This window comes from Aureimonas flava, assembly GCF_003583935.1.
Lineage (GTDB): Bacteria > Pseudomonadota > Alphaproteobacteria > Rhizobiales > Rhizobiaceae > Aureimonas > Aureimonas flava.
This window is the reverse complement of record NZ_QYRN01000005.1, coordinates 362,187-384,759: the sequence shown is the minus strand read 5'-3', so window position 1 is coordinate 384,759 and position 22,573 is coordinate 362,187. Positions and strand designations below refer to the sequence as shown.

Here is a 22,573-nt window from a genome sequence, read left to right as displayed (position 1 = left end):
GGCGCCGGGCCCCGACGTTTCATCGCCCTGCCGGATGCGTTAGCCTTCGGGAATGAAGCCCGGAGCCCGCATGTCCCCTACCCCCGATTCGCTGCCCTATCGTCCCTGCGTCGGCATCATGGTCCTCAACGCCGAAGGCAAGGTCTTCGTCGGACGCCGCATCGCCGAGCCGAAAGGCGAGATGGACGGTGCCGCCCAGCTCTGGCAGATGCCCCAGGGCGGCATCGACGAGGGCGAGGATCCGCTGGTCGCCGCGCGCCGCGAGCTGCACGAGGAGACGGGCATCCGCTCGGTCTCCCTTCTGGCGACGACGGACGGCTGGCTGCGCTACGAACTGCCGCCCGAACTCGTCGGCGTCGCGCTGAAGGGGCGCTACCGCGGCCAGATGCAGAAGTGGTTCGCCTTCCGCTTCGAGGGCGAGGACGGCGAGGTCGAGATCGATCCGCCGCCCGGCGGCCACACGGCCGAGTTCAGCGAATGGGCCTGGAAGACGATGGACGAGGTCCTCGATCTCGTGGTCCCGTTCAAGCGGCCCGTCTACGATCAGGTGATCGCCGCCTTCCGCCCGCTGGAGGCATCGCAATGAGCGCGCGCGAGCCCTCGCGGTTGGCGATCCGGGAGATGGCGGCGGGCGAGCTGGTGCTCGTCCAGACCATCCACGCCTCCGCCTTCGGGCGGGACGAGGAAGCCCGCCTCCCCCATGCGATCGTCTCCGCCGGCCACGACGTGATCTCGGTGGTCGCGACGGACGGCGACTATTTCGTCGCCCATGCCCTGTTCACCGCGCTGGAGGGCGCCGACCGGGCGCTGGCCCTCGGACCCGTTGCCGTGGTGCCCGACCGGCAGGGCGAGGGCATCGGGGTGAGGCTTGTCCGCTTCGGCCTCGACCTCGCGCGCGAGCGCGGATGGCGCTCGGTGTTCGTGCTGGGCGATCCCGGCTTCTACGGCCGGCTCGGCTTCCGCGCCAATCTGGCGCGCGGCGCTGTGGTGCCCTGGGCGGGACCGAACTTCCAGGCCCTCGAGCTCGTGCCGGGTGCGCTGGCCGGCTGGTCCGGCGTCCTCGTCTACCCCGACGCGTTCGGCGCCGGCGACGACGAGGACGACGACTGAGGGACGGCATGAACGACGAAGGCCCGGCTGCGGATGCAACCGGGCCATCTCGTATGCGAACAACGCGACCGCGCGCCGGATCAGAAGCCGAGGGCTTCCTTGGCGTTGCGCAGGTCGGCCAGCCGACGCTCGGCGCGCAGGCGCACGGCGGCGTCGGTCGCGTCGGCGACGTCTTCCTCGGTGTTGCGAATCTGCTGGTCGAGATCGGCGACGTCGATCTCCTCCACCGGCACCGCGTGCTCGGCGAGCAGCGTGAAGCCTTCCGGGTTGATGTCGGCGAAGCCGCCGTGGACGAAGATGCGGCGCTCGGTGCCGCTGGCCAGCGTCGCCTGCACGACGCCGGGCTTCAGCGTCGTCATCAGCGGTGCATGGCCGGGCATGGCGGTGAAATAGCCCTCGCTGCCGGGAGCGACGACGGCCGAAACCTGCTCGGACAGGAGCAGACGCTCCGGAGACACCAGTTCGAACTTGAAGCTCTCAGCCACGATCCGCCTGCCTTGCTCGGCTCCCCAAGTGGAGCTCAGCCTGAAGCGCGGTGTCGAAATGTCGAACCGCGATCTCGAATTTGTCGCGGCAGCCGGGATTGCAGAACCCGACCACCCGATCCCGATACAGTGTCAACGCGTCGCCCGAGATCGGTTGTCCCGACCACGGGCAGGTCTCGTTGACCGCGTCCTCGATGCGAAGGCTCTCGGACGCGACCACGGCGTCAGGCCTGCGCGGCCATCTTCTGGGCCTTCTCGATCGCCATGTCGATCGAGCCGACCATGTAGAAGGCGGCTTCCGGCAGGTGGTCGTACTCGCCCTCGACCAGGCCCTTGAACGAGCGGATCGTGTCCTCCAGCGGCACGAGCTGGCCGGGCGAGCCGGTGAACACCTCGGCCACGAAGAACGGCTGCGAGAGGAAGCGCTCGATCTTGCGGGCGCGGGCGACGGTGAGCTTGTCCTCTTCCGACAGCTCGTCCATGCCCAGGATCGCGATGATGTCCTGCAGCGACTTGTACTTCTGCAGGATCGACTGGACCTTACGCGCCGTCTCGTAGTGCTCCTCGCCGAGGATCATCGGCGACAGCATGCGCGAAGTGGAGTCCAGCGGATCCACCGCCGGGTAGATGCCCTTCTCCGAGATCGCACGGTTGAGAACCGTGGTCGCGTCGAGGTGGGCGAACGAGGTCGCCGGCGCCGGGTCGGTCAGGTCGTCGGCGGGCACGTAGATGGCCTGCACCGAGGTGATCGAGCCCTTGGTGGTGGTGGTGATGCGCTCCTGCATGGCGCCCATGTCGGTCGCCAGCGTCGGCTGGTAGCCCACCGCCGAGGGGATGCGGCCGAGAAGCGCCGACACCTCGGAGCCCGCCTGCGTGAAGCGGAAGATGTTGTCCACGAAGAACAGCACGTCCTGGCCCTGGTCGCGGAAATTCTCGGCGATGGTGAGGCCGGTCAGCGCGACGCGGGCGCGCGCGCCGGGAGGCTCGTTCATCTGGCCGTAGACCAGCGCGGCCTTCGAGCCGGCGGTGGAGCCGCCGTTCTCGTGCGGGTCCTTGTTCACGCCGGACTCGATCATCTCGTGGTAGAGATCGTTGCCCTCGCGCGTGCGCTCGCCGACGCCGGCGAACACCGAGTAGCCGCCGTGCGCCTTCGCGACGTTGTTGATCAGCTCCTGGATCAGAACCGTCTTGCCGACGCCAGCGCCGCCGAACAGGCCGATCTTGCCGCCGCGCGCGTAGGGCGCGAGGAGGTCGATCACCTTGATGCCGGTGACCAGGATCTGCGACTCGGGGTTCTGCTCGACATAGGGGGGAGCCGGCTGGTGGATGCCGCGCTTGGCCGTGTACTCGATCGGGCCCACCTCGTCGATCGGCTCGCCGATGACGTTCATGATGCGGCCGAGCGTACCGTCGCCGACCGGAACCTGGATCGGCGTGCCGGTGTCCACCACCTGCTGGCCGCGCACCAGGCCCTCGGTGAGGTCCATGGCGATCGTGCGCACGGTGTTCTCGCCGAGGTGCTGGGCGACCTCGAGCACGAGGCGGTTGCCGTTGTTCTCGGTTTCCAGCGCGTTGAGGATCTCGGGCAGGTGGTCGTCGAACTGCACGTCGACGACGGCGCCGATGACCTGCGCGACGCGGCCGCGGCGGCCGTTCATATCCAGAGTGTCAGCCATGCGAGTTTCCTCTCGGGTTCTCTCGGCGCGTCCGGCGGCCCCGCCCCCTCGCGCCCATCGTGTCGTACTGCGGCGCGCCACCCCTTTGGGCGGCGCTGCCGGGAATCCTTAGAGCGCCTCGGCGCCCGCGATGATCTCGATCAGTTCCGTCGTGATCTGCGCCTGGCGCTGACGGTTGTAGGAGATCGAGAGCTTGTTGATCATGTCGCCGGCGTTGCGCGTGGCGTTGTCCATCGCGCTCATCCGCGCGCCCTGCTCCGAGGCGCCGTTCTCGAGCAGCGCCCGGAAGATCTGCACCTTGATGTTGCGCGGGATGAGGTCCGCCAGGATCTGCTCCGGGCCGGGCTCGTATTCGTAGAGCGCGGTGGCGCCGGCGGCCTGCGTCGTCGCCTCGTCCGTCGTCGGAACCTCGGCGGGGATGATCCGCTGGGCCGTGGGACGCTGGGTGATGACGTTCTCGAAGGCCGAGTAGAAGATCGTGGCCACGTCGAACTCGCCGGCCTCGAACATCTCCATCACCTTGTCGGCGACGGTCTCGGCAGCCGAGAAGCCGATCGTGCGCGCACCGCCATGGTCGAGGCGGGCGACGATCCGATCGCCGAAGTCGCGGCGCATCAGGTCCGTGCCCTTCTTGCCGACCGAGATGATCTTGACGGTCTTGCCCTGCCCTTCCAGGCGGCGGACGTGCTCGCGGACCAGACGCACGATCTGCGAGTTGAAGCCGCCGCACAGGCCGCGGTCGGAGGTGAAGACGACGAGCAGGTGCACGTCGTCCTTGCCGGTGCCCGCCATCAGAGGCAGAGCTTCCCCGTCCTCCATGGCGCCCGCGATGTTGGCCAGAACCGATGCCATGCGCTCGGAATAGGGGCGAGCCGCCTCGGCCGCGTCCTGGGCGCGGCGGAGCTTGGCCGCCGCGACCATCTGCATGGCCTTGGTGATCTTCTGCGTCGCCTTGACCGAGGCGATGCGGTTTCGCAGATCCTTGAGCGAAGCCATCTGTCGGGTCAGTCTCCTGGGCGGCCGTGGCCGTTAGTTCGAGCGGCGATCAGCTCAGGCGAAGGACTTCGAGAACTGCTCGAGCACCGTCTTGAGCTTGGAGCGCGTGTCGTCCGACAGCTGCTTCTCGGTGGCGATCGTCTCGAGCACGTCCTTGTGCTCGGTGCGCAGCGAGGTGAGGAGCCCCTCCTCGAAGCGGCCGACGTCCGACACCTTGAGCTTGTCGAGATAGCCTTGCGTGCCCGCGAAGATCACCGCGACCTGCTCTTCCGTCTTCAGCGGCGAGAACTGCGGCTGCTTCAAGAGCTCCGTCAGGCGCGCGCCGCGGTTCAGGAGGCGCTGCGTCGAGGCGTCGAGGTCGGAGCCGAACTGCGCGAAGGCGGCCATCTCGCGATACTGCGCGAGCTCGCCCTTGATCGAGCCGGCGACCTGCTTCATCGCCTTGATCTGGGCGGCCGAGCCGACGCGCGACACCGAGAGGCCGACGTTCACCGCCGGGCGGATGCCCTGGTAGAACAGGTTGGTCTCCAGGAAGATTTGCCCGTCCGTGATAGAGATCACGTTGGTCGGGATGTAGGCCGACACGTCGTTGGCCTGCGTCTCGATGACCGGAAGGGCGGTCAGCGAGCCGGCGCCCATCTGGTCGTTGAGCTTGGCCGCGCGCTCCAGGAGGCGCGAGTGCAGGTAGAACACGTCGCCCGGATAGGCCTCGCGGCCCGGCGGGCGGCGCAGCAGAAGCGACATCTGACGGTAGGAGACGGCCTGCTTGGACAGGTCGTCATAGGCGATCACGGCGTGCATGCCGTTGTCGCGGAAATACTCGCCCATCGCGCAGCCGGCGAAGGGCGCGATGTACTGGAGCGGGGCCGGATCGGACGCGGTCGCGGCGACCACGATCGAGTAGGCCATGGCGCCGCGCTCTTCCAGCGTGCGCACGAACTGGGCGACGGTCGAGCGCTTCTGGCCGATCGCCACGTAGATGCAGAACAGCTTGTCCTTCTCGTTGCCCGCGTCGTGCGCCGGCTTCTGGTTCAGGAACGTGTCGAGCAGGATGGCGGTCTTGCCGGTCTGACGATCGCCGATCACCAGCTCGCGCTGGCCGCGGCCGACGGGGATCAGCGCGTCGATGGCCTTGAGGCCGGTCGACATGGGCTCGTGCACCGACTTGCGCGGGATGATGCCCGGCGCCTTGACGTCGACGCGGCGGCGCTCGGTCGCCTCGATCGGGCCCTTGCCGTCGATCGGGTTGCCGAGACCGTCGACCACGCGGCCGAGCAGACCCTTGCCCACCGGCACGTCCACGATCGCGCCGGTGCGGCGCACGGTGTCGCCTTCCTTGATGTCGCGGTCGGAGCCGAAGATCACGATACCGACATTGTCGGACTCGAGGTTCAGCGCCATGCCGCGCACGCCGCCGGGGAACTCGACCATCTCGCCGGCCTGGCACTGGTCGAGGCCGTAGACGCGCGCGATGCCGTCGCCGACGGAAAGAACCGTGCCGACCTCGGAGACTTCCGCCTCGTTGCCGAAGTTCTTGATCTGGTTCTTGAGGATTGCGGAAATTTCCGCGGCCCGGATGTCCATCAGCCGACCTCTTTCAGCGCAAGCTTAAGGGATGAGAGTTTGGTGCGAAGCGAGGTGTCGATCTGGCGCGAGCCGATGCGGACCACGAGGCCGCCGAGGATCGCAGGGTCGACGCTCTCGCGCATGGTGACAGTCTTCGACGTGTAGCGGCCGAGCGCGTCGCGCAGTTCGCGCCGCTGCTCGTCGTTCAGCGAATGGGCGCTGACCACCTCGGCGTCGACCTCGCCGCGATGGGCGGCGGCCATCTCGCGGAACCCGCGCACGATGGACGGAAGGGCGAACAGGCGGCGGTTGGCGGCCACGACCTTCAGGAAGTTGCCGACGAGCTGGCTCGGCCCGGTCTCGGCCACCACGGCCGAGATCGCGCGGAGCTGGTCGTCCGACGTGTAGGCCGGGCTCTCGACGAGCCGGCGGAAGTCGGCATTCTCATCGACGAGCGACTGGAACTGGAGAAGCTCGGACTCCGTCGCGTCGATCGAACCTTCGTCGCGAGCAAGCTCGAAGAGGGACTGGGCGTAGCGTTCGGCGACCCCGGAAACCGGAGAGGAGGATTGTGCCACGGACGATCGCTTCTCTTCTTATCTGGGTTCCCGGACCCGCCCGATCAAGTCGCGAAGGCTTCTGGGAACAGGTCAAAAAAAGGTCGCGAACGCCGAGGAACCTGTCCCCGGCCTGACCGCGATGTGGGGTCGTCTAGCACAGGGTTCCCCACTCCACAACAGAGCTTCAGCGCCGGAAACGCGGGTTCACAGCATGGTTTACCGGGCCGTGCTTCAGGCGGCCACGAGACCGAAAACGGGCGCGAGGCAAGCCCCCGCCAGGACCAAGTTGACGAGCAGCCAGAGCCAGTTGCCGAAGCTCGACGCGTCGTCCGACAGGATGGACACGAGCCGCCCGAAGGCGACGAAGAGCCAGCCCGCCCCCAGCGTCATCTGCATGAAGGGCTGGTCGAAGAAGAACATGGTGACGAGCCCGGTGCCGAGCGGGAAGCCGGCGAGCGTGCCGCGGATCTCGGACAGGCCGACCCGGCGCTCGCCGATCGGCTGGAGCTTCGCCATGCGCAGGAAGACGCCGGGCGCGAACAGCGCGAACAGCCCGTAGAGGATGCTGAAGCAGGCGGCCGCGAAGGGCAGCGCATCGGCCGTGGTGGCGGGAAGGGTGATCGGCATCGGGTCTCGCGACGCTGTGGGAAACGATGCGGCGAGGGATTAGCGGAAAACCGGAAGGGCGGCAAAGGCGGACGCTCAGCCGGTGCAGTTCCCCTCCACCGCGATCTCCTTCCGCCCCTCGCCGCGAATCAGCGTCATGGTGCCGGCAAGGCTCACCGCCTCGGCCGTCCGGCCCGTCTCGCGCATCGTCATGTTGACGTTCACGCGCGGCTCGCCCGCCGAGCGCCACACGGTGACGTTGGCCTGCGCCCCGTCGGCACCCGAGCGCACCTTCTCCAGCTCGCGCAGCACCCCGTCCACCATGACGTAGCCGCGCTCGGCCGGATTCTCCGCCTTGGTCTCGCGCATCACCAGAAAGGCGAAGCGCCAGGTCTGCGGGTCGTCGAAGCGGAACGCCGCCCTCGCCTCCGGGGTGAAATAGGTGCAGCGCGACGGCGCGGGGTACCAGAAGATCGTGTCCTGCGCGGCCGGCGGCCCGAGCTGCGGCGCGGGTTCGGCGCCGGAGCCGCCCTCCTGCGCGAGGGCCGGCGCGCAGGCCAGGAGCGCGAGAACCGCAAGCCCGATCCGTCCCATTGCCATCTGCCCCTCCCGCCGCGGTCATCCATCGCATCCGGCATGGCAGGAACGGGCCCACACTGACAAGGGCACGAAGGCGAGGCTTGCCGCCTCCGCCGAGAAGACGAGCGGCACGGCGTCGTTCCCGTTCGGATCGCAGAGGGGCTCGACCCTAGAGAAAGCTCTGCGGATCGATGTCGACCTGCACATGCACCGATCCGCGCGGACGCGGGGCGGCGGCGATCATGGCGCGCAGGAAGGCCTGCAGCGGTGCGCGCCGCCCGCCCTGCGCCAGGAGCCGGAACCGATGGCGACCGCGCACCAGGCCGAGCGGCGCCTCGGCCGGGCCGAGGAGCTCGATGCCCATGTCCTCCGGCGCCGCGCGTGCCAGTTCGCGCCCGTGACCCTCCGCCTCTCGCCGCGTGTCGGCCGACACGATCACGGCCGCCAGCCGGCCGAAGGGCGGCAGGCCCGCGCGCTCGCGCTCGTCCGCCTCGCGGTCGTAGAAGCGGTCCGGGTCGCTCGCGACCAGCGCCTGCATCACCGGATGCTCCGGGCTCCAGGTCTGGATCATCCCCCGGCTCGCGAGCCCCGACCGGCCGGCACGGCCCGTCACCTGATGCAGGAGCTGGAAGGTGCGCTCGGCCGCACGCGGATCGCCGTTGGCAAGACCAAGGTCGGCGTCCACCGCGCCGACCAGCGTCATCAACGGAAAGTGATGGCCCTTGGCGACGAGCTGCGTGCCGATTACGATGTCCGCCTCGCCGTCGGCCACGGCGTCGAGCTCGCGCCGCAGCCGCCGCGCGCCGCCGGGCAGGTCGGACGACAGGAGGATCGTGCGCGCCTCCGGGAAGGTCTCCAGCATCTCCTCGGCGATACGCTCGACCCCCGGACCGCAGGCCACGAGATGGTCCAGCGCGCCGCAGGACGGGCAGCTCTCCGGCCGGTGCTGGGCATGGCCGCAATGGTGGCACTGGAGGGTGCCGCGCAGGCGATGGTCCACCAGCCACGCCGAGCACTGCGAGCACTGGAAGCGGTGGCCGCAGGCGCGGCAGAGCGTCAGCGGCGCGTAGCCTCGACGGTTCAGGAACAGAAGCGCCTGCTCGCCCCGCGCCACGGTCTCCTCGATCGCCGTCAGCAGCACCGGCGACAGGAAGCGGCCACGTGCCGGCGGATGCCGGCGCAGGTCCACCAGCGACAGGTCGGGCAGGGCCGCATCGGCGAAGCGACTCGCCAGCGGCACGTGGGCGTAGCGCCCCGCCCGCGCGTTGACCCGGCTTTCCAGGGAGGGCGTGGCGGAAGCGAGGATCACCGGGCAGCCCCCTTCCCGCCCCCGAACCACGGCCATGTCGCGTGCGTGATAGAAGGTCCGGTCCTCCTGCTTGTAGGCGGGGTCGTGCTCCTCGTCGACGATCACCAGTCCGAGTTCGGGAAACGGGAGGAACAGGGCCGAGCGGGCGCCCGCCACGACCTTCACGCGCCCCTCGGCCACCTGCCGCCAGACCTTTTCGCGCATGCGGGGCGGCACGTCCGAGTGCCACTGCGCCGGCTCCGCGCCGAAACGGGCATGGAAGCGGTCGATGAAGCTCTGCGTCAGCGCGATCTCGGGCAGGAGGATCAGGACCTGCCCGCCCCGATCGAGCGCACGCGCCACGGCCTCGAAATACACCTCGGTCTTGCCCGAGCCGGTGACGCCTTCGAGGAGGCTGACCGAGAAGTCGCCCGCCTCCACCGGCGCGATCAGCCGATCGGCGGCCTCGCGCTGGTCGGGCGTCAGCTCGGCTCTGCGATGCGCGGTGTCGGGCTCCGGCACCGCCGGGTGCGGCGGAAGCGACACCGGCTCCAGCGCGCCCGCCTTCAGGAGCCCGTCCACCACCGACACGGCGACGCCCGACGCATGGGCGAGGCCCGAGCGGGTCCAGGCGGGCGACGCCGCGAGCGTCTCCAGGACGCGCGCGCGCGTCGGCGTCATGCGCGGCGGCGCGGTGCCGGTCGCGCGCAGGCCGTCCACGTGCGGCTCGGGATCGAACGCGACCGGCGCGCGCAGCACCATCCGCGCCACCAGGCCCGGCGGCGAGAGCGTGTAGTCCGCCACCCAGTCCACGAAGCGGCGCATCGCGGCGTCGAGCGGCGGGCAGTCGAAGACGTGGGTGATGGCGCGCAGCTTGCGCGCGTCGACCGGGTCTGTCGGCTGGTCCCACACGACGCCCGCGACCTGGCGCGGCCCGAGCGGCACCTGGACGATCGAACCCGGCTCGACCACCATCCCCTCGGGCACGCGGTAGGAATAGGGGCGCTCGGCCGGCAGCGGCACCAGCACCGGCACGACGACGGGCCCGCCGGGCAGCGCCTCCGGCGGAAACAGGGAATCGGAGATGCGGGCGGGGGTCTGGTCCAAGCGAAGGGCTGCGTGATCGTGAACGGGGACGGCGCCGCGTCGGGGAGCCTCTGCCACCATATCGTCGTTTGGGAAGTGGGATGAAAGGGGCGCGCCGGGCACGGCCGATTTCCCGCTTGCTTCCGATACGCGCTCCTATATCACCACCTGACATCAGGATCGACGGCGGCGCCCGTTGGCCTCGGGAGGGGCCGGCCGCCGGTGAGCGCGAAGGACCAATTCCATGAAATTTTTCGTCGACACGGCCGATATCGCCGAGATCAGGGAACTTCAGGACGCCGGCCTGATCGACGGCGTGACCACCAACCCGTCGCTGGTCCTCAAGGCCAACCGGCCGATCAAGGAACTCCTGAAGGAGATCTGCGAAGTGACCGACGGCCCGGTCTCCGGCGAGGTCGCTTCCACCGAGTTCGACGGCATGATGCGCGAAGGCAAGATCCTCGCCGACATCGCGCCCAACATCGTCATCAAGCTGCCGCTGACGCTGGACGGTCTGAAGGCCTGCAAGCACTTCACGTCCGACGGGCTGAAGACCAACGTCACGCTGTGCTTCTCGGCGAACCAGGCCCTGCTCGCGGCCAAGGCCGGCGCGACCTACATCTCGCCCTTCGTCGGCCGGCTGGACGACATGAACATCGACGGCATGGAGCTGATCTCCGACATCCGCCGCATCTACGACAACTACGGTTTCGAGACGGAGATCCTGGCCGCTTCCATCCGCACGCCCAACCACGTGCGCGAGGCGGCTCTCCTCGGTGCCGACGTGGCGACCGTCCCGCCGGCGACGCTGAAGTCGCTTGTCAAGCATCCGCTGACCGACAACGGCCTCAAGGCCTTCGTCGCGGATTGGGCCAAGACCGGCCAGTCGATCGGCTGACGCGAAGCCTCCATCACCGCAACGAAAAAGGGCGGCTCTCGCGAGCCGCCCTTTTTCGTGCGCCATGACCGGGGAGGAGAACGGCCGGCGCACCGGATGCCGTCAGGCGTGCTGGAAATGGCTCTCGAGGAAGTAGAGCGACTTGTCGACGCCGCGCCCGACCTCGGTGAAGAGATCGGAGGTCAGGTCGTCGCCCGCCTCGTCCGATTCGCTCACGGCCTCGCGCAGCGCCCCGCCCCACTTGGCGTAGCTGTCGGCAAGGCGCTTCAGGTGGCCCATGATGTCCACGAGATCCAGCGGATAGGGCTCGAGGACCGAAGCCTCGCTGGAGGCCTGGACCGTCCCGCGCGCCTGTCCGCCGAGGGCCGTCAGGCGCTCGGCGATCGTGTCGACGTAACCTTCCGCCTCCTCGTGGAGCTGATCGAACAGGAGGTGCGTGCCGTAGAAGTTCGGGCCCTTGACGTTCCAGTGCGCCTGCTTTGCCTGGTAGCTGAGGTCGATGGCGGACGCGAGGTGAACCTGGAGCAGCTCGATCATCGAGCGTCGCAGGTTCTCGTTCAGGCTGTTCTTGGTCGGGTGGATCGGCGTCGTGCCCTTCTTGGCCATCGTAGTCTCCTGGAAACCGCGTACAGGGTCCGGCGCCGCGCGCCGGATGCGTCGGCTCCAGTACGCGCGGGGACGGCGATCGGTTCCCGGTTGTCCCCGGCGCGCGTTGCCGCGGGCCTAGCCGAGATTGCCCTTGAGCTCCTGCTGCGCCTTCGCGCCCCAGACCGCCTTGACCGCGGCGTCCCGCCCGCAACCCATGCGATAGCGCTTGTAGTGGCCGGGATTCTTCCGGGCGTAGTCCTGGTGGTAGTCCTCGGCCGGGTAGAACTGCGAGGCCGGCAGCACCGCGGTCGCGACCTTCTGCCCCAGCTCCGCCTGCACCGCTTTGCGGCTGGCCTCGGCGGCGCTCTTCTGCGCGCCGTTCATCGCGAACACCGCCGTGCGGTAGGAATCGCCCCGGTCGCAGAACTGACCCCCGGCGTCGGTCGGATCGATCGAGTGCCAGTAGGCCTGGAGAAGTTGGTCGTAGGAGATCTTCGCGGGATCGTAGGTGACCTTCACCGCCTCGTAGTGGCCTGTCGTCTCGGTGATGACGTCCTGGTAGGTCGGGTTCGCAAGATGGCCGCCGGTATAGCCGGAGACGGTCTTCGTCACCCCCTCGACATGGTCGAGGTCGGTCTCCATCGACCAGAAGCAGCCGCCCGCGAGGATCGCCTCGTCGGCCTGGGCGGCGAGCGGCGTGAGAGCGACGAAAAGGCCGAGCGCGAGAACGCCCGGCCGCAGGAAGGATGAACGCATCATCGAAGGGTCTCCGCGGGGGGTCGGCCCTTCAGATACGGCCCGACGATCCCGGCGGATGCAAGGCGACCGTCAGACGCGCCGTTCCACCATCATCTTCTTGATCTCGGCGATCGCCTTGGCCGGGTTCAACCCCTTGGGGCAGGCCTGCGTGCAGTTCATGATCGTGTGGCAGCGGTAGAGGCGGAACGGATCCTCGAGATTGTCGAGCCGCTCGCCCGTCGCCTCGTCGCGGGAATCGATGAGCCAGCGATAGGCCTGGAGCAGCACGGCCGGGCCGAGGTAGCGGTCGCCGTTCCACCAGTAGCTCGGGCACGAGGTCTGGCAGCAGAAGCACAGGATGCACTCGTAGAGGCCGTCGAGCTTCTCCCGGTCCTCGTGGCTCTGGCGCCATTCCTTCTCGGGCTCGGGCGTCTCGGTCTTCAGCCAGGGCTCGATCGACCGGAGCTGGGCATAGGGCACGGTGAGGTCGGGCACGAGATCCTTGACCACCGGCATGTGCGGCAGCGGATAGACCTTCACCGCGCCCTTCACCTCGTCCATGCCCTTGGTGCAGGCGAGCGTGTTGGAGCCGTCGATGTTCATGGCGCAGGAGCCGCAGATGCCCTCGCGGCAGGAGCGGCGCAGCGTCAGGGTCGAATCGACCTTGTTCTTGATCCAGAGCAGAGCGTCGAGCACCATCGGGCCGCAGTCGTCGGTGTCGACGTAGAACGTGTCGACGCGCGGGTTCTGGCCGTCGTCGGGGGACCAGCGGTAGATGCCGAACTCGCGCACGGACTTGGCGCCGGCCGGCTTCGGCCAGACCTTGCCCTTCTGCACGACGGAGTTCTTGGGGAGCGAGAGTTCGACCATGGCCGGGTCCTGGACAGGGATGCGCGTCTTTAGAATGGGGCTAAACACGAATGCGCGGGCAGTGCAACACGGCACGGTGTCGCCGTCGGCGTTAAACCGTTTGTATGCGGCAAAGCCCTTCCGAAGCCTGAACCGGACCGCCCGATCAGGGCTGGACGATCACGGGAAAGGGCCCGAACCGCTCCGGCTTGCCGGCTTCGTCGGCAATCTCGGCGAGCACGGCGGCATGGGTGCCGGCCGCGACCAGGCCCGCGCCCTCGGCATGGGCGGCCGCCGCCTCCAGCGTGCGCCCGAGCGTCGTCGGCACACCCGCCGCCTCGATGCGCCGCAACTCGCGCTCCACCTCGTCGGACGCGGTGCCGGCGGGGCGCACGTCGTGGATATGGACGGCGAGGATGCGGCCGGGATGGCGCTCCACCGCCGCGGCGTAGACCGTGGCGTCCTTCTGGCCGGAATCGCCGATCAGCACGAAACGCAGGTGCGGATAGTCCGCCAGGAGCCCGTCGATCTCCTGGTCCTTGTGGCTGCGATGGCGGCGCAGGAGCCAGCCGAGCGCGTCGCTCGACAGCGAGCGCAGCAGCATCGGCCCGGCGGGAATGTTCTTCAGCGCCATGAAGCGCTCGAAGATGTCGGAGAGGTTCCAGGGGCTGGACGAGACGTAGAAGACCGGGTTGGTCTGCGGCCCGGCCGAGCCCTCGCACAGGGCCCGATAGAATTCCGAGACGCCCGGAAAGGCGGTGCGCGCCTCCGGCGAGTTGGCGGTGACGATGCGCCAGTGCCGCAGGAGCTTGAAGGCGCCGGTGTGGATGATCGTGTCGTCGATGTCCGAGATCACGCCGAAGCGCGCCGCGCGCGAGACGACGCGCGCCCGGCCCTCCGCCTGCACCGGCCGGAAGTCGTAGCCGCGCGCGGTCTCGAGCGTGAAGCGCAGCGGCGTCCAGGGCCCCGCATCGTCGCCGAGATGCGCGGCGTCGAGGTCGAGGTCGAAATAGCCTTCGGTGTCGCTGAAGACCTCGCCCGACCCGGCCGGCCCCTCGTAGCGCACGCGCGCGCCGCCGATCTCGTCGGTCTCGTAGCGCTTGAAGGTCAGCCACAGATTGCGCAGGCGGGAGTTGGAATGGGGCGCGTCGAAGACGCCCTCATCCTCCAGAACGCGCCCGAGGATCGTCAGCCGCCCCCGCGCCACCCGGCCGGGATAGACCACCAGCGTCGGCCGGTCGGTCAGCCCGACGGCCCGTTTCACCGTGAAGCGCAGGACGCGGCTGCGACGAAGGATGTGCCGGCCGATACCGCGCAGCGTGTCCGAGATCATGCGTCGGCGATAGCAAAGCCTGCGTGGGTCGGAAAGATGTGCCTCACCACGACGCCCTTCGGATGTCTCGCTGAGACGCGCGCCATGCGCCGGCCGAGGCCGACGCCGGAGACGGCGTGCGGCCCGGCCCGCGACATGGACCGGGCGTTCCGTCGGATCAGTAGACGCGCTTCTTCGGCTGGATGTACTCGATCTCGTTCGACATCGTGTAAGTGTGCACAGGCCGGTCCTCCAGCGTCACGGTCTTGGCCACCGTGTCGCAGAAGCTCAGCGTGTGCTTCATCCAGTTGGCGTCGTCGCGGTCGGGGAAGTCCTCGCGGGCATGGGCGCCGCGCGATTCCTGGCGGGCGAGCGCCGAATCCATGGTGACCACGGCCTGGGCGATCAGGTTGTCGTATTCCAGCGTCTCGATGAGGTCGGTGTTCCAGATCAGCGAGCGGTCGGTGACGCGCACGTCGTCGGACGCCTTCCAGACCCGGTGGATCTTCTCGTGGCCTTCCTCCAACACCTCGCCCGTGCGGAACACGGCGCAGTTGGACTGCATCGTGCGCTGCATGTCGTCGCGAAGCTCGGCCGTGGACGTGGACCCTTGCGCGTAGCGGAAGCGGTCGAGGCGGGCGAGCGAGTTCTGGCCCGCGTCCGCCGGCAGCGGCGCGTGGCTCTCGCCGGCCGAGACGGTCTCGGCGCAGCGCAGGCCCGCCGCGCGGCCGAACACCACGAGGTCGATCAGCGAGTTGGAGCCGAGGCGGTTGGCGCCGTGCACCGACACGCAGGCCGCCTCGCCGACGGCCATCAGGCCCGGCACCACCGAATCCGGGTTGCCGTCGCGCTTGGTCAGCACCTCGCCGTGATAGTTCGTCGGGATGCCGCCCATGTTGTAGTGGACGGTCGGCAGGACCGGGATCGGCTCCTTGGTCACGTCGACGCCCGCGAAGATGCGGGCCGATTCGGAGATGCCCGGCAGACGCTCGTGCAGGATCTTCGGATCAAGATGGTCGAGGTGCAGGAAGATGTGATCCTTGTTCTTGCCGACGCCCCGGCCGTCGCGGATCTCCATGGTCATGGAGCGCGAGACGACGTCGCGCGAGGCGAGGTCCTTGGCGGAAGGCGCGTAGCGCTCCATGAAGCGCTCGCCCTCGGAATTGGTGAGGTAGCCGCCCTCGCCGCGCGCGCCCTCCGTGATCAGGCAGCCCGCGCCGTAGATGCCGGTCGGGTGGAACTGCACGAACTCCATGTCCTGCAGCGGCAGGCCGGCGCGCAGCACCATGGCGTTGCCGTCGCCGGTGCAGGTGTGGGCGGAGGTGGCCGAGAAGTAGGCGCGGCCGTAGCCGCCGGTGGCCAGGATCACCTTCTTGGAGCGGAAGCGGTGGATCGAGCCGTCGTCCATGTTGAGGGCGACGACGCCGCGGCAGGCGCCCTCCTCGTCCATGATGAGGTCGATCGCGAAATACTCGATGAAGAACTCCGACGAGTAGCGGAGCGACTGTCCGTAGAGCGTGTGGAGGATCGCGTGCCCGGTGCGGTCGGCGGCGGCGCAGGTGCGCTGGGCGGGCGGACCGTTGCCGAAGTCGGTGGTCATGCCGCCGAACGGGCGCTGGTAGATCTTGCCGTCCGTGGTGCGCGAGAAGGGCACGCCGAAATGCTCGAGCTCGTAGACCGCCTTGGGCGCCTCGCGCACGAGGTACTCGATGGCGTCCTGGTCGCCCAGCCAGTCCGACCCCTTCACGGTGTCGTACATGTGCCAGCGCCAGTTATCCTCGCCCATGTTGCCGAGCGAGGCGGCGACGCCCCCTTGCGCGGCCACCGTGTGCGAACGGGTCGGGAAGACCTTGGTGATGCAGGCGGTCTTGAGGCCGGCCTGGGCCGCGCCGAGCGTGGCGCGCAGGCCCGCGCCGCCGGCGCCGACCACGACGACGTCGAACGTGTGGTCGACGAAGGCGTAGGCCTTGCCGTTCTGCGCCGGCGCGCTGCGATGGGGCTGGGCAGTCGCCATGGTGTTCAGGCTCCGAAGCTCATCTTGACGATCGCGAAGAGGCTCGCCGAGGCGACGAGCACCGCGAAGAAGGTGTTGAGGATGACGAGGGCCACCCGGGCGCCGCCGTGCACGTAGTCCTCGATGATGGTCTGCATGCCCAGGCGCATGTGGACGCAGACCGCGATCACCACGAGGCCCATCACCAGCCCGACCAGCGGATTGGCGAAGGCGGCGCGCACGCCGGCATAGGGTTCGTCGTGCAGCGCGATCAGCAGCACCACGAAGAAGGAGATCAGGAAGAGGTTGGCGACGGCGGTCAGCCGCTGCAGCCAGAAGTGGCCGGTGCCCTCGCCCGCCGCACCGTAGCCCCGAACCCGCTTGAGAGGCGTTCTCATGTCCATGACGGGACCCTTCCTCAGACGATGACGACGACCAGCCACAGGAGAACGGTGCCCACGAGCGAGGCGACCAGCGTGGCGATGGCGAACTTGGTGGATTCCTCGCGGCCGAGGCCGGCGCCCGTGTCCCAGATCAGGTGGCGGATGCCGCCCGCCATGTGATGGAGCAGCGCCCAGCTGTAGCCGAACAGGATCAGCCGGCCAAGGATCGAGCCGAAGAAGCCCGAGGCCCAGGAGAACGCCTCCGGGCCGCTGGCGGCGGCGACCAGCCACCAGACCACCAGCGCCGTTCCCACGTAGAGCGCGCCGCCCGTGATGCGGTGCAGGATCGACATGGCCATCGTCGGCCGGAACCGGTAGACCGTGAGATGCGGCGACAGGGGCCGTGCGGATTTGATGTCTGACAAGGATCACTCCGTGGGCGATCGCGGCTGGCGAAGGGCGTGGGTCGCAAGAGCGCGCACGCGGCTGGACTGCTTCTAAAGAACCTGTGCGGCTGCGAAATCAAGCCGCGATCGGGCGCTTTCGCCCCCAAACCGATTGAATGTCGCTTGCGCCGCAGGCGCAGGCTCAACGATCGATGAAGCGCAGCACGTAGCTCGACCAGTCCGCCGGCTCGGCCACCTTCTCGTAGAGATGGCGCCCCGAGCCGCCGTGGCGCGGCGCGTTGAGCACGAGGCGGGACCAGCCGCGCGAATCGGCCTCCTCCGCCAGGAGATCCACCATCGCCTTGGCGATGCCCTTGCGGCGGTGGCGCTGGTCCACGAACACGTGGTCCGCCAGGCCGGCCCGCATGCCCGTCCAGGGATCGGGCAGGTCGTAGAACTGGAGGAAGCCGACGAGTTCGCCGTCGAGCCGCGCACCCAGGATCTCGCCCGTCCGGTCCTGCAGGAGCTGCTCTGCGTAGAACGTGTCCGGAGCGCCCGGCGCGCCGCGGAACATGGCCTGATTGTAGGCGGCCAGGAGCGGCGCCAGATCGCGCGCGTCCTTGAGGCGCAGAAGGCCGATCTCGATGTCGGGGACACGTTCGCTGAGGCTCATGCCGCTGGTGTGCGGCGGAAGCGGACGGGCGTCAAGTCGGGCGTCGGCACGCCGGAAACGAGGCGCACGTTCGCCGCCGAGTTGCCCTTGCGTTACGCAGACGGTCCCGGCTACACATTCCCCGCCGTGCGGCAGCCGCACACGCGTTCGCCCGTGGATTGTATGTCGGGGCGCGGATCACGAATCGACCGGGATCGAGGGGAGCTGGACCGATGCGCGCCGACATCCTCGCCTGGTCGGTGCCGATCCTCTTCTGCGCCCTCGCGCTCTGCTTCCTGTTCCTGTCCCGGCTGCACCGGAGCCTCCTCTGGTGGAGCGCCGGCTTCTTCGTGGCGTCGATCGGCTTTGCCATGACGATCCTGCCGACGACGCCCGGCAGCGTGGTGAAGCCCACGATCGAGGACACGATGTTCCTGATCGCGCTGGCCATCGCCAACGCCGCCTTCGCGTCACGCGCCGGGCGGCGCCCGCGATGGTTGTGGCTGGCCGCGCTGGTGGTGGCCGGCAGCGCGAGCGCGGCCGGCGGGCTCTCGATCATGGAGGGCTCGGTGCTGCACGAGGTGCTGGCGGTCCAGTCCGCCTGCGCCGCGCTGATGCTCCTGTCGGCCTACGAGATGCGCCGGGACGAGGGCGACCTGAAGCCGCTCCTTCTCGGCCTGTGCACGCTGATCGCGATCAGCCTCCTGTTCCAGAACGCGCTGCTCCTGTCCGCCCCGCCCGACGGGCTCACCGTGTCGAACTGGCGCGACACGGACTGGGGCTTCGTGTTCCAGCTCAACGGCGCGGCGACCGGCGTGATGCTCGCCATCTGCGTGATCCTGACCACGACGCTCGACATCATCGCGCGGCTGCGGCGCGAATCGACGGTGGACGCGCTGACCGGAGCGCTCAACCGGCGCGGGCTGGAGCAGCGCGTCGAGGCGCTGCGCCGGAGGGCCGGGCGCGCCGCGCCGATCGCCCTGATCCTGTGCGACCTCGACCATTTCAAGTCGATCAACGACGGCTACGGGCACGAGGCGGGCGACGCCGTGCTGTGCGGCTACGCGGCCCTGTGCGCGCGCATCCTCGGACGGGACGGGCTGATCGCGCGGATCGGCGGCGAGGAGTTCGTGATGGTCGTCGCGGACGTGGATCTCGAAGCGGGCGCGACGACCGCCGAGGCGCTTCGCGTCGCCACCCGTCGAGTGCTGTGGCCGGGCCGGCTGTCCGGCCTCTCGCTCAGCGCGAGCTTCGGCGTGGTGGCGCTCGGCGCGGACGAGCCGCTGCTGGGCGCCATCGACCGCGCCGACACGCTGCTCTACCGCGCCAAGGCGAACGGGCGCGACAAGGTGGTGGTGGAAGCGGCAGGGCAGCCGGTGTTGCCGGCTCCCCTGCCGCGTCTCGTCCGGCACGCCGGGGTGCTGGCCCGCTGACGCGAGGCCGGCTTCCCCGGGTCCCTCAGCGCCACTCGCGGATATCGACGAAGCGGCCCGCGATCGCCGCCGCGGCGGCCATGGCCGGCGAGACGAGATGCGTGCGCCCTTTGAAGCCCTGGCGGCCCTCGAAGTTGCGGTTCGAGGTCGAGGCGCAGCGCTCGAAGGGCTTGAGCCGGTCCTCGTTCATGCCGAGACACATGGAGCAGCCGGGTTCGCGCCAGTCGAAGCCGGCCTCCTTGAAGATCGCGTCGAGACCCTCGGCCTCGGCCTGGAGCTTCACGAGCCCCGAGCCGGGCACGATCATCGCCGACACGGTGTCCGCCACCTTTCGCCCTTCGACGACCTTGGCGACGGCACGCAGATCCTCGATGCGCCCGTTGGTGCAGGAGCCGATGAACACGCGGTCCACCGCGAGGTCGGTCATCGGGGTTCCCGGCGTCAGGCCCATGTAGTCCAGCGCGCGCTTCTTGGTCTCGCGCTTGTTCTCGTCGGCGATCGCCTCCGGGTCGGGCACCGTGCCGGTCACCGACACGACGTCCTCGGGGCTCGAGCCCCAGGAGACGATCGGCGGCAGGTTGGCGGCGTCCAGGCGCACCACCTTGTCGAAATGCGCGCCCTCGTCGGTGTGCAGGGTGCGCCAATAGGAGACGGCCTGCTCGAAGGCCGCCCCCTTGGGCGCGCGCGGCTTGTCCTCGATATAGGCGAAGGTGGTCTCGTCGGGCGCGATCACGCCGGCGCGCGCGCCACCCTCGATCGACATGTTGCAGATCGTCATTCGCCCTTCCATCGAGAGCGCCCGGATCGCCTCGCCGGCGTATTCGATGACGTAGCCCGTGCCGCCGGCCGTGCCGATCTCGCCGATGATGGCGAGGATGATGTCCTTGGCGGTGACGCCTGCGGGGAGCCGCCCGTCCACCTGGACGAGCATGTTCTTGGCCTTCTGCTGGATCAGCGTCTGGGTCGCCAGCACATGCTCGACCTCCGACGTGCCGATGCCGTGCGCCAGCGCCCCGAAGGCGCCGTGGGTGGAGGTGTGGCTGTCGCCGCACACGATCGTCATGCCCGGCAGGGTGAAGCCCTGCTCGGGGCCGATGATGTGGACGATGCCCTGGCGCTGGTCGACCTCGTCGAAATACTCGACGCCGAACTCGGCCGCGTTGCGCGCCAGCGTCTCGACCTGGATGCGGCTTTCCTCGTTGTGGATGCCGCCGCGCCGGTCGTAGGTCGGCACGTTGTGATCCACCACGGCGAGCGTGCGCGCCGGGTGGCGGACCTTGCGCCCCGCCGAGCGCAGACCCTCGAAGGCCTGCGGGCTCGTCACCTCGTGCACCAGGTGACGATCGATATAGAGAAGGCTCTCGCCCCCCTCGCCCACCGCGACGACATGGTCGTCCCAGATCTTGTCGTAGAGGGTGCGGGGCTTTGCGGTCTGGCTCATCGGTTCGGGATCTCGAAAGGGGCCGGCCAGCCGCTGGGGGCCGCCTGCCGAACGTCGGAAGAAATGGTGAGGGCGCTGGGCGCGGCCCGGCGCGGACTCAGGCCGTAAGGTGGACGGCCGAGATCTGCCGGTAGAAGAAGCGGCCGGGCATGCGCGCGCGGTCCTCGACCGGGGAGAACCCCAGCGTGGTCGGCAGGCGCCCTGCGGATGTCGCGCTTCTTCGCATGGTTCCAAAATACGCCCGCGCCGCCGGCTGCGCAATGGGCCCCGGCCGGCGGGGCGCGGGGCTCACGGGTTGGTGGTGGCGGCCGCCCCCTCGACGCTCCGTCGCTCGGCCCCGGCCGCCTCGGCGAGGCTCGGCGCCGGCGCGCCGGCGCGGCGCGCGTAGCGCTGCGCGAGCGCGGCGCAGGCGAAGAGCTGGATCTGATGGAACAGCATCAGCGGCAGCACCACGAGCGCCATGGCATGGCCTGCGAACAGGATGCCGGCCATCGGGATGCCGGTCGCCATGCTCTTCTTGGAGCCGCAGAACACGATGGCGATCTCGTCCTCGCGGCTGAAGCGGAGACGCCGCGCGAGCAGCGTCGTCGTCGCCAGGACGAAGGCAAGGATCGCGACGTCCAGGAGCACCACGACGGCGAGGTCCCTCCACCCCAGGCTCGTCCAGACGCCCGCCACGACACCCTCCGAAAAGGCCGCGTAGACCACCAGAAGGATCGAACCGCGATCCACCACCAGCGTCACCGGCTTGTGGCGCGCGAGCCAGGCGCCGATCAGCGGCCGCGCGATCTGGCCGGCGACGAACGGGGCGAGGATCTGCAGCGCGATCTTCTCGATCGCGTCGAACGAGAAGGCGTTGCCCGACCCGCTGGCCACGAGCAGCACCAGGGCGGGCGTGACGAGGACGCCCAGCATGTTGGACACGGAGGCGCTGGTCAGCGCCGCCGGCACGTTGCCGCCCGCGATGGAGGTGAAGGCGATCGAGGACTGCACCGTGGACGGCAGGAGGGTGAGGTAGAGGATGCCGAGCGCCAGTTCGGCCGGCAGGATCCGCCCGGCCAACGGCGCGACCAGGAGCCCCACGATCGGAAACAGCGCGAAGGTGCACAGGAAGACCAGTCCCTGGAGGCGCCAGTGCAGGAGGCCCGCCCAGACCGCCTGCGGCGAGAGCCGCGCGCCGTAGAGGAAGAAGAGGAGCGCGATGGCCCCGTAGGTGATCCAGTCGAACGCCACCGCCACCTCTCCGCGCGCCGGAAGCACGGCCGCGAGCGCCACCGTCGCGATCAGGAGCAGGAGGAAGCGGTCGACGGGGATCGCCCGCAGGCGACGACGAAGGCTCATGGCGGACCTCTTCTCGATGGGCGGGCGCCCGGGTGCGGCCGAGCGCCCATCCGAAACGCGAAAGGGCGGCACGAGGGCCGCCCTTCACCGGATTCGACGGAAGACCGAGGCTTACTCGGCGGCGGCCTTGGCGGCGTTCTTGGCGGCTTCCTTGGCGGCGCGCTCCTCGGCGGCGACGGCACGGGCGTCGTCGTTGAGCTTGCGGGCGCGCACGTTGGTGGCCTCGACGATACGGGCCGACTTACCGCGACGGTCGCGCAGGTAGTAGAGCTTGGCGCGACGCACGCGACCGCGGCGGACCACCTCGACCGACTCCAGCGCCGGCGAGTACATCGGGAACACGCGCTCCACGCCCTCGCCGTAGGAGATCTTGCGAACGGTGAAGTTCTCCTGGATGCCGGCGCCCGAGCGGGCGATGCAGACGCCCTCGTAGGCCTGCACGCGGGTGCGGGTGCCTTCCGTCACGCGGACGTTGACGCGCAGCGTGTCGCCCGGCGAGAAGGTCGGAAGCGTGCGGATGGCGGCGATGCGGGCGGCCTCTGCGGCCTCCAGTTCGGCGATGATGTTCATGGTCTGCCTCGGTTCGTTTCATGCCGGCGGGGCCGGT

At 69.3% G+C, this 22,573-nt stretch carries 24 protein-coding genes; 4 read left to right on the top strand and 20 right to left on the bottom strand.

Annotation, left to right across the window (positions count from 1 at the left end):
• The first annotated feature begins 70 nt into the window (after positions 1-70).
• Positions 71-586: an RNA pyrophosphohydrolase gene (locus D3218_RS11670; protein WP_119540242.1), complete on the top strand. Its 516-nt coding sequence runs from the start codon at positions 71-73 to the stop codon at positions 584-586.
• Positions 583-1,110: a GNAT family N-acetyltransferase gene (locus D3218_RS11665; protein ID WP_168990488.1), complete on the top strand. Its 528-nt coding sequence runs from the start codon at positions 583-585 to the stop codon at positions 1,108-1,110. Before D3218_RS11670 ends, D3218_RS11665 begins: the two co-directional genes overlap by 4 nt.
• Positions 1,111-1,190: 80 nt before the next feature.
• On the opposite strand, the gene D3218_RS11660 is transcribed toward D3218_RS11665, so the two are convergent.
• The 9 genes from D3218_RS11660 to D3218_RS11620 all read right to left on the bottom strand — a co-directional run bounded on the left by D3218_RS11660 (position 1,191) and on the right by D3218_RS11620 (position 9,922).
• Positions 1,191-1,595 (bottom strand): F0F1 ATP synthase subunit epsilon, encoded by a 405-nt coding sequence (locus tag D3218_RS11660; protein ID WP_119540240.1) that lies wholly within the window; start codon positions 1,593-1,595, stop codon positions 1,191-1,193.
• Positions 1,588-1,815 (bottom strand): glutathione S-transferase, encoded by a 228-nt coding sequence (locus tag D3218_RS20120; protein WP_119540239.1) that lies wholly within the window; start codon positions 1,813-1,815, stop codon positions 1,588-1,590. The genes D3218_RS11660 and D3218_RS20120 overlap by 8 nt, the downstream gene beginning before the upstream one ends.
• Positions 1,816-1,819: 4 nt before the next feature.
• Complete coding sequence (gene atpD, locus D3218_RS11650) at positions 1,820-3,271, bottom strand: F0F1 ATP synthase subunit beta (protein ID WP_119540238.1); 1,452 nt, start codon at positions 3,269-3,271, stop codon at positions 1,820-1,822.
• A gap of 108 nt (positions 3,272-3,379) precedes the next feature.
• Entirely contained in the window at positions 3,380-4,267 is an 888-nt protein-coding gene (locus D3218_RS11645; RefSeq protein WP_119540237.1) for a F0F1 ATP synthase subunit gamma, read from the bottom strand.
• Between the two features lie 54 nt (positions 4,268-4,321).
• On the bottom strand, positions 4,322-5,851 hold the full coding sequence (gene atpA / locus D3218_RS11640) for a F0F1 ATP synthase subunit alpha (protein ID WP_119540236.1): 1,530 nt from the start codon (positions 5,849-5,851) through the stop codon (positions 4,322-4,324).
• Positions 5,851-6,411 (bottom strand): F0F1 ATP synthase subunit delta, encoded by a 561-nt coding sequence (locus D3218_RS11635; RefSeq protein ID WP_119540235.1) that lies wholly within the window; start codon positions 6,409-6,411, stop codon positions 5,851-5,853. The genes atpA and D3218_RS11635 overlap by 1 nt, the downstream gene beginning before the upstream one ends.
• 213 nt (positions 6,412-6,624) lie before the next feature.
• The gene (locus tag D3218_RS11630; RefSeq protein WP_119540234.1) at positions 6,625-7,020 is read right to left on the bottom strand and encodes an AGROH133_08824 family phage infection protein; all 396 of its coding nucleotides are present in this window, start codon (positions 7,018-7,020) and stop codon (positions 6,625-6,627) included.
• Positions 7,021-7,095: 75 nt separating this feature from the next.
• Positions 7,096-7,599 (bottom strand): hypothetical protein, encoded by a 504-nt coding sequence (locus tag D3218_RS11625; protein WP_136625084.1) that lies wholly within the window; start codon positions 7,597-7,599, stop codon positions 7,096-7,098.
• Between the two features lie 148 nt (positions 7,600-7,747).
• Complete coding sequence (locus D3218_RS11620) at positions 7,748-9,922, bottom strand: primosomal protein N' (RefSeq protein WP_483458055.1); 2,175 nt, start codon at positions 9,920-9,922, stop codon at positions 7,748-7,750.
• Between the two features lie 274 nt (positions 9,923-10,196).
• Between D3218_RS11620 and fsa the strand changes: the two genes are divergently transcribed.
• The gene (gene fsa / locus D3218_RS11615) at positions 10,197-10,850 is read left to right on the top strand and encodes a fructose-6-phosphate aldolase (protein ID WP_119540231.1); all 654 of its coding nucleotides are present in this window, start codon (positions 10,197-10,199) and stop codon (positions 10,848-10,850) included.
• A gap of 102 nt (positions 10,851-10,952) precedes the next feature.
• Here fsa and dps read toward each other — a convergent pair whose 3' ends face one another.
• The 8 genes from dps to D3218_RS11575 all read right to left on the bottom strand — a co-directional run bounded on the left by dps (position 10,953) and on the right by D3218_RS11575 (position 17,772).
• Complete coding sequence (dps, locus tag D3218_RS11610) at positions 10,953-11,456, bottom strand: DNA starvation/stationary phase protection protein Dps (protein ID WP_119540230.1); 504 nt, start codon at positions 11,454-11,456, stop codon at positions 10,953-10,955.
• A gap of 117 nt (positions 11,457-11,573) precedes the next feature.
• Positions 11,574-12,197 (bottom strand): peptide-methionine (S)-S-oxide reductase MsrA, encoded by a 624-nt coding sequence (msrA, locus tag D3218_RS11605; RefSeq protein ID WP_119540229.1) that lies wholly within the window; start codon positions 12,195-12,197, stop codon positions 11,574-11,576.
• Between the two features lie 69 nt (positions 12,198-12,266).
• On the bottom strand, positions 12,267-13,046 hold the full coding sequence (locus D3218_RS11600; RefSeq protein WP_119540228.1) for a succinate dehydrogenase iron-sulfur subunit: 780 nt from the start codon (positions 13,044-13,046) through the stop codon (positions 12,267-12,269).
• 145 nt (positions 13,047-13,191) lie between these two features.
• On the bottom strand, positions 13,192-14,358 hold the full coding sequence (locus D3218_RS11595; RefSeq protein ID WP_119540227.1) for an App1 family protein phosphatidate phosphatase: 1,167 nt from the start codon (positions 14,356-14,358) through the stop codon (positions 13,192-13,194).
• Positions 14,359-14,515: 157 nt separating this feature from the next.
• Complete coding sequence (gene sdhA, locus D3218_RS11590; protein ID WP_119540226.1) at positions 14,516-16,351, bottom strand: succinate dehydrogenase flavoprotein subunit; 1,836 nt, start codon at positions 16,349-16,351, stop codon at positions 14,516-14,518.
• Between the two features lie 5 nt (positions 16,352-16,356).
• Positions 16,357-16,734, bottom strand: a complete 378-nt coding sequence (gene sdhD, locus D3218_RS11585) for a succinate dehydrogenase, hydrophobic membrane anchor protein (protein ID WP_119540225.1) — start codon at positions 16,732-16,734, stop codon at positions 16,357-16,359.
• 14 nt (positions 16,735-16,748) lie between these two features.
• Positions 16,749-17,138, bottom strand: coding sequence for a succinate dehydrogenase, cytochrome b556 subunit (gene sdhC / locus D3218_RS11580; RefSeq protein WP_119540224.1), 390 nt, complete (start codon positions 17,136-17,138; stop codon positions 16,749-16,751).
• A 163-nt stretch (positions 17,139-17,301) separates the two neighbouring features.
• The gene (locus D3218_RS11575) at positions 17,302-17,772 is read right to left on the bottom strand and encodes a GNAT family N-acetyltransferase (protein ID WP_119540223.1); all 471 of its coding nucleotides are present in this window, start codon (positions 17,770-17,772) and stop codon (positions 17,302-17,304) included.
• Between the two features lie 212 nt (positions 17,773-17,984).
• On the opposite strand from D3218_RS11575, the gene D3218_RS11570 reads away from it, so the two are divergent.
• A complete protein-coding gene (locus D3218_RS11570; protein WP_119540222.1) occupies positions 17,985-19,184 on the top strand; it encodes a GGDEF domain-containing protein in 1,200 nt (399 codons plus the stop codon).
• Positions 19,185-19,209: 25 nt separating this feature from the next.
• Here D3218_RS11570 and leuC read toward each other — a convergent pair whose 3' ends face one another.
• The 3 genes from leuC to rplS all read right to left on the bottom strand — a co-directional run bounded on the left by leuC (position 19,210) and on the right by rplS (position 22,536).
• Positions 19,210-20,625 (bottom strand): 3-isopropylmalate dehydratase large subunit, encoded by a 1,416-nt coding sequence (gene leuC / locus D3218_RS11565; RefSeq protein ID WP_119540221.1) that lies wholly within the window; start codon positions 20,623-20,625, stop codon positions 19,210-19,212.
• Between the two features lie 288 nt (positions 20,626-20,913).
• Positions 20,914-21,966, bottom strand: coding sequence for a bile acid:sodium symporter family protein (locus D3218_RS11560; RefSeq protein ID WP_119540220.1), 1,053 nt, complete (start codon positions 21,964-21,966; stop codon positions 20,914-20,916).
• Positions 21,967-22,077: 111 nt separating this feature from the next.
• Positions 22,078-22,536 carry a 50S ribosomal protein L19 gene (gene rplS, locus D3218_RS11555; protein WP_119540219.1) on the bottom strand — a complete coding sequence of 153 codons (459 nt, stop codon included), beginning with the start codon at positions 22,534-22,536 and terminating at the stop codon, positions 22,078-22,080.
• Positions 22,537-22,573: the final 37 nt, after the last annotated feature.

What these genes read in the sequence shown, in the direction of transcription:
- D3218_RS11670 (WP_119540242.1), top strand. Translation starts at nt 71, where the DNA reads ATGTCCCCTACCCCCGATTCGCTGCCCTATCGTCCCTGCGTCGGCATC.
- D3218_RS11665 (WP_168990488.1), top strand. Translation starts at nt 583, where the DNA reads ATGAGCGCGCGCGAGCCCTCGCGGTTGGCGATCCGGGAGATGGCGGCG.
- atpD (WP_119540238.1), bottom strand. Translation starts at nt 3,271, where the DNA reads ATGGCTGACACTCTGGATATGAACGGCCGCCGCGGCCGCGTCGCGCAG.
- D3218_RS11645 (WP_119540237.1), bottom strand. Translation starts at nt 4,267, where the DNA reads ATGGCTTCGCTCAAGGATCTGCGAAACCGCATCGCCTCGGTCAAGGCG.
- atpA (WP_119540236.1), bottom strand. Translation starts at nt 5,851, where the DNA reads ATGGACATCCGGGCCGCGGAAATTTCCGCAATCCTCAAGAACCAGATC.
- D3218_RS11630 (WP_119540234.1), bottom strand. Translation starts at nt 7,020, where the DNA reads ATGCCGATCACCCTTCCCGCCACCACGGCCGATGCGCTGCCCTTCGCG.
- D3218_RS11625 (WP_136625084.1), bottom strand. Translation starts at nt 7,599, where the DNA reads ATGGCAATGGGACGGATCGGGCTTGCGGTTCTCGCGCTCCTGGCCTGC.
- fsa (WP_119540231.1), top strand. Translation starts at nt 10,197, where the DNA reads ATGAAATTTTTCGTCGACACGGCCGATATCGCCGAGATCAGGGAACTT.
- dps (WP_119540230.1), bottom strand. Translation starts at nt 11,456, where the DNA reads ATGGCCAAGAAGGGCACGACGCCGATCCACCCGACCAAGAACAGCCTG.
- msrA (WP_119540229.1), bottom strand. Translation starts at nt 12,197, where the DNA reads ATGATGCGTTCATCCTTCCTGCGGCCGGGCGTTCTCGCGCTCGGCCTT.
- D3218_RS11600 (WP_119540228.1), bottom strand. Translation starts at nt 13,046, where the DNA reads ATGGTCGAACTCTCGCTCCCCAAGAACTCCGTCGTGCAGAAGGGCAAG.
- D3218_RS11595 (WP_119540227.1), bottom strand. Translation starts at nt 14,358, where the DNA reads ATGATCTCGGACACGCTGCGCGGTATCGGCCGGCACATCCTTCGTCGC.
- sdhA (WP_119540226.1), bottom strand. Translation starts at nt 16,351, where the DNA reads ATGGCGACTGCCCAGCCCCATCGCAGCGCGCCGGCGCAGAACGGCAAG.
- sdhD (WP_119540225.1), bottom strand. Translation starts at nt 16,734, where the DNA reads ATGGACATGAGAACGCCTCTCAAGCGGGTTCGGGGCTACGGTGCGGCG.
- D3218_RS11575 (WP_119540223.1), bottom strand. Translation starts at nt 17,772, where the DNA reads ATGAGCCTCAGCGAACGTGTCCCCGACATCGAGATCGGCCTTCTGCGC.
- D3218_RS11570 (WP_119540222.1), top strand. Translation starts at nt 17,985, where the DNA reads ATGCGCGCCGACATCCTCGCCTGGTCGGTGCCGATCCTCTTCTGCGCC.
- leuC (WP_119540221.1), bottom strand. Translation starts at nt 20,625, where the DNA reads ATGAGCCAGACCGCAAAGCCCCGCACCCTCTACGACAAGATCTGGGAC.
- D3218_RS11560 (WP_119540220.1), bottom strand. Translation starts at nt 21,966, where the DNA reads ATGAGCCTTCGTCGTCGCCTGCGGGCGATCCCCGTCGACCGCTTCCTC.
- rplS (WP_119540219.1), bottom strand. Translation starts at nt 22,536, where the DNA reads ATGAACATCATCGCCGAACTGGAGGCCGCAGAGGCCGCCCGCATCGCC.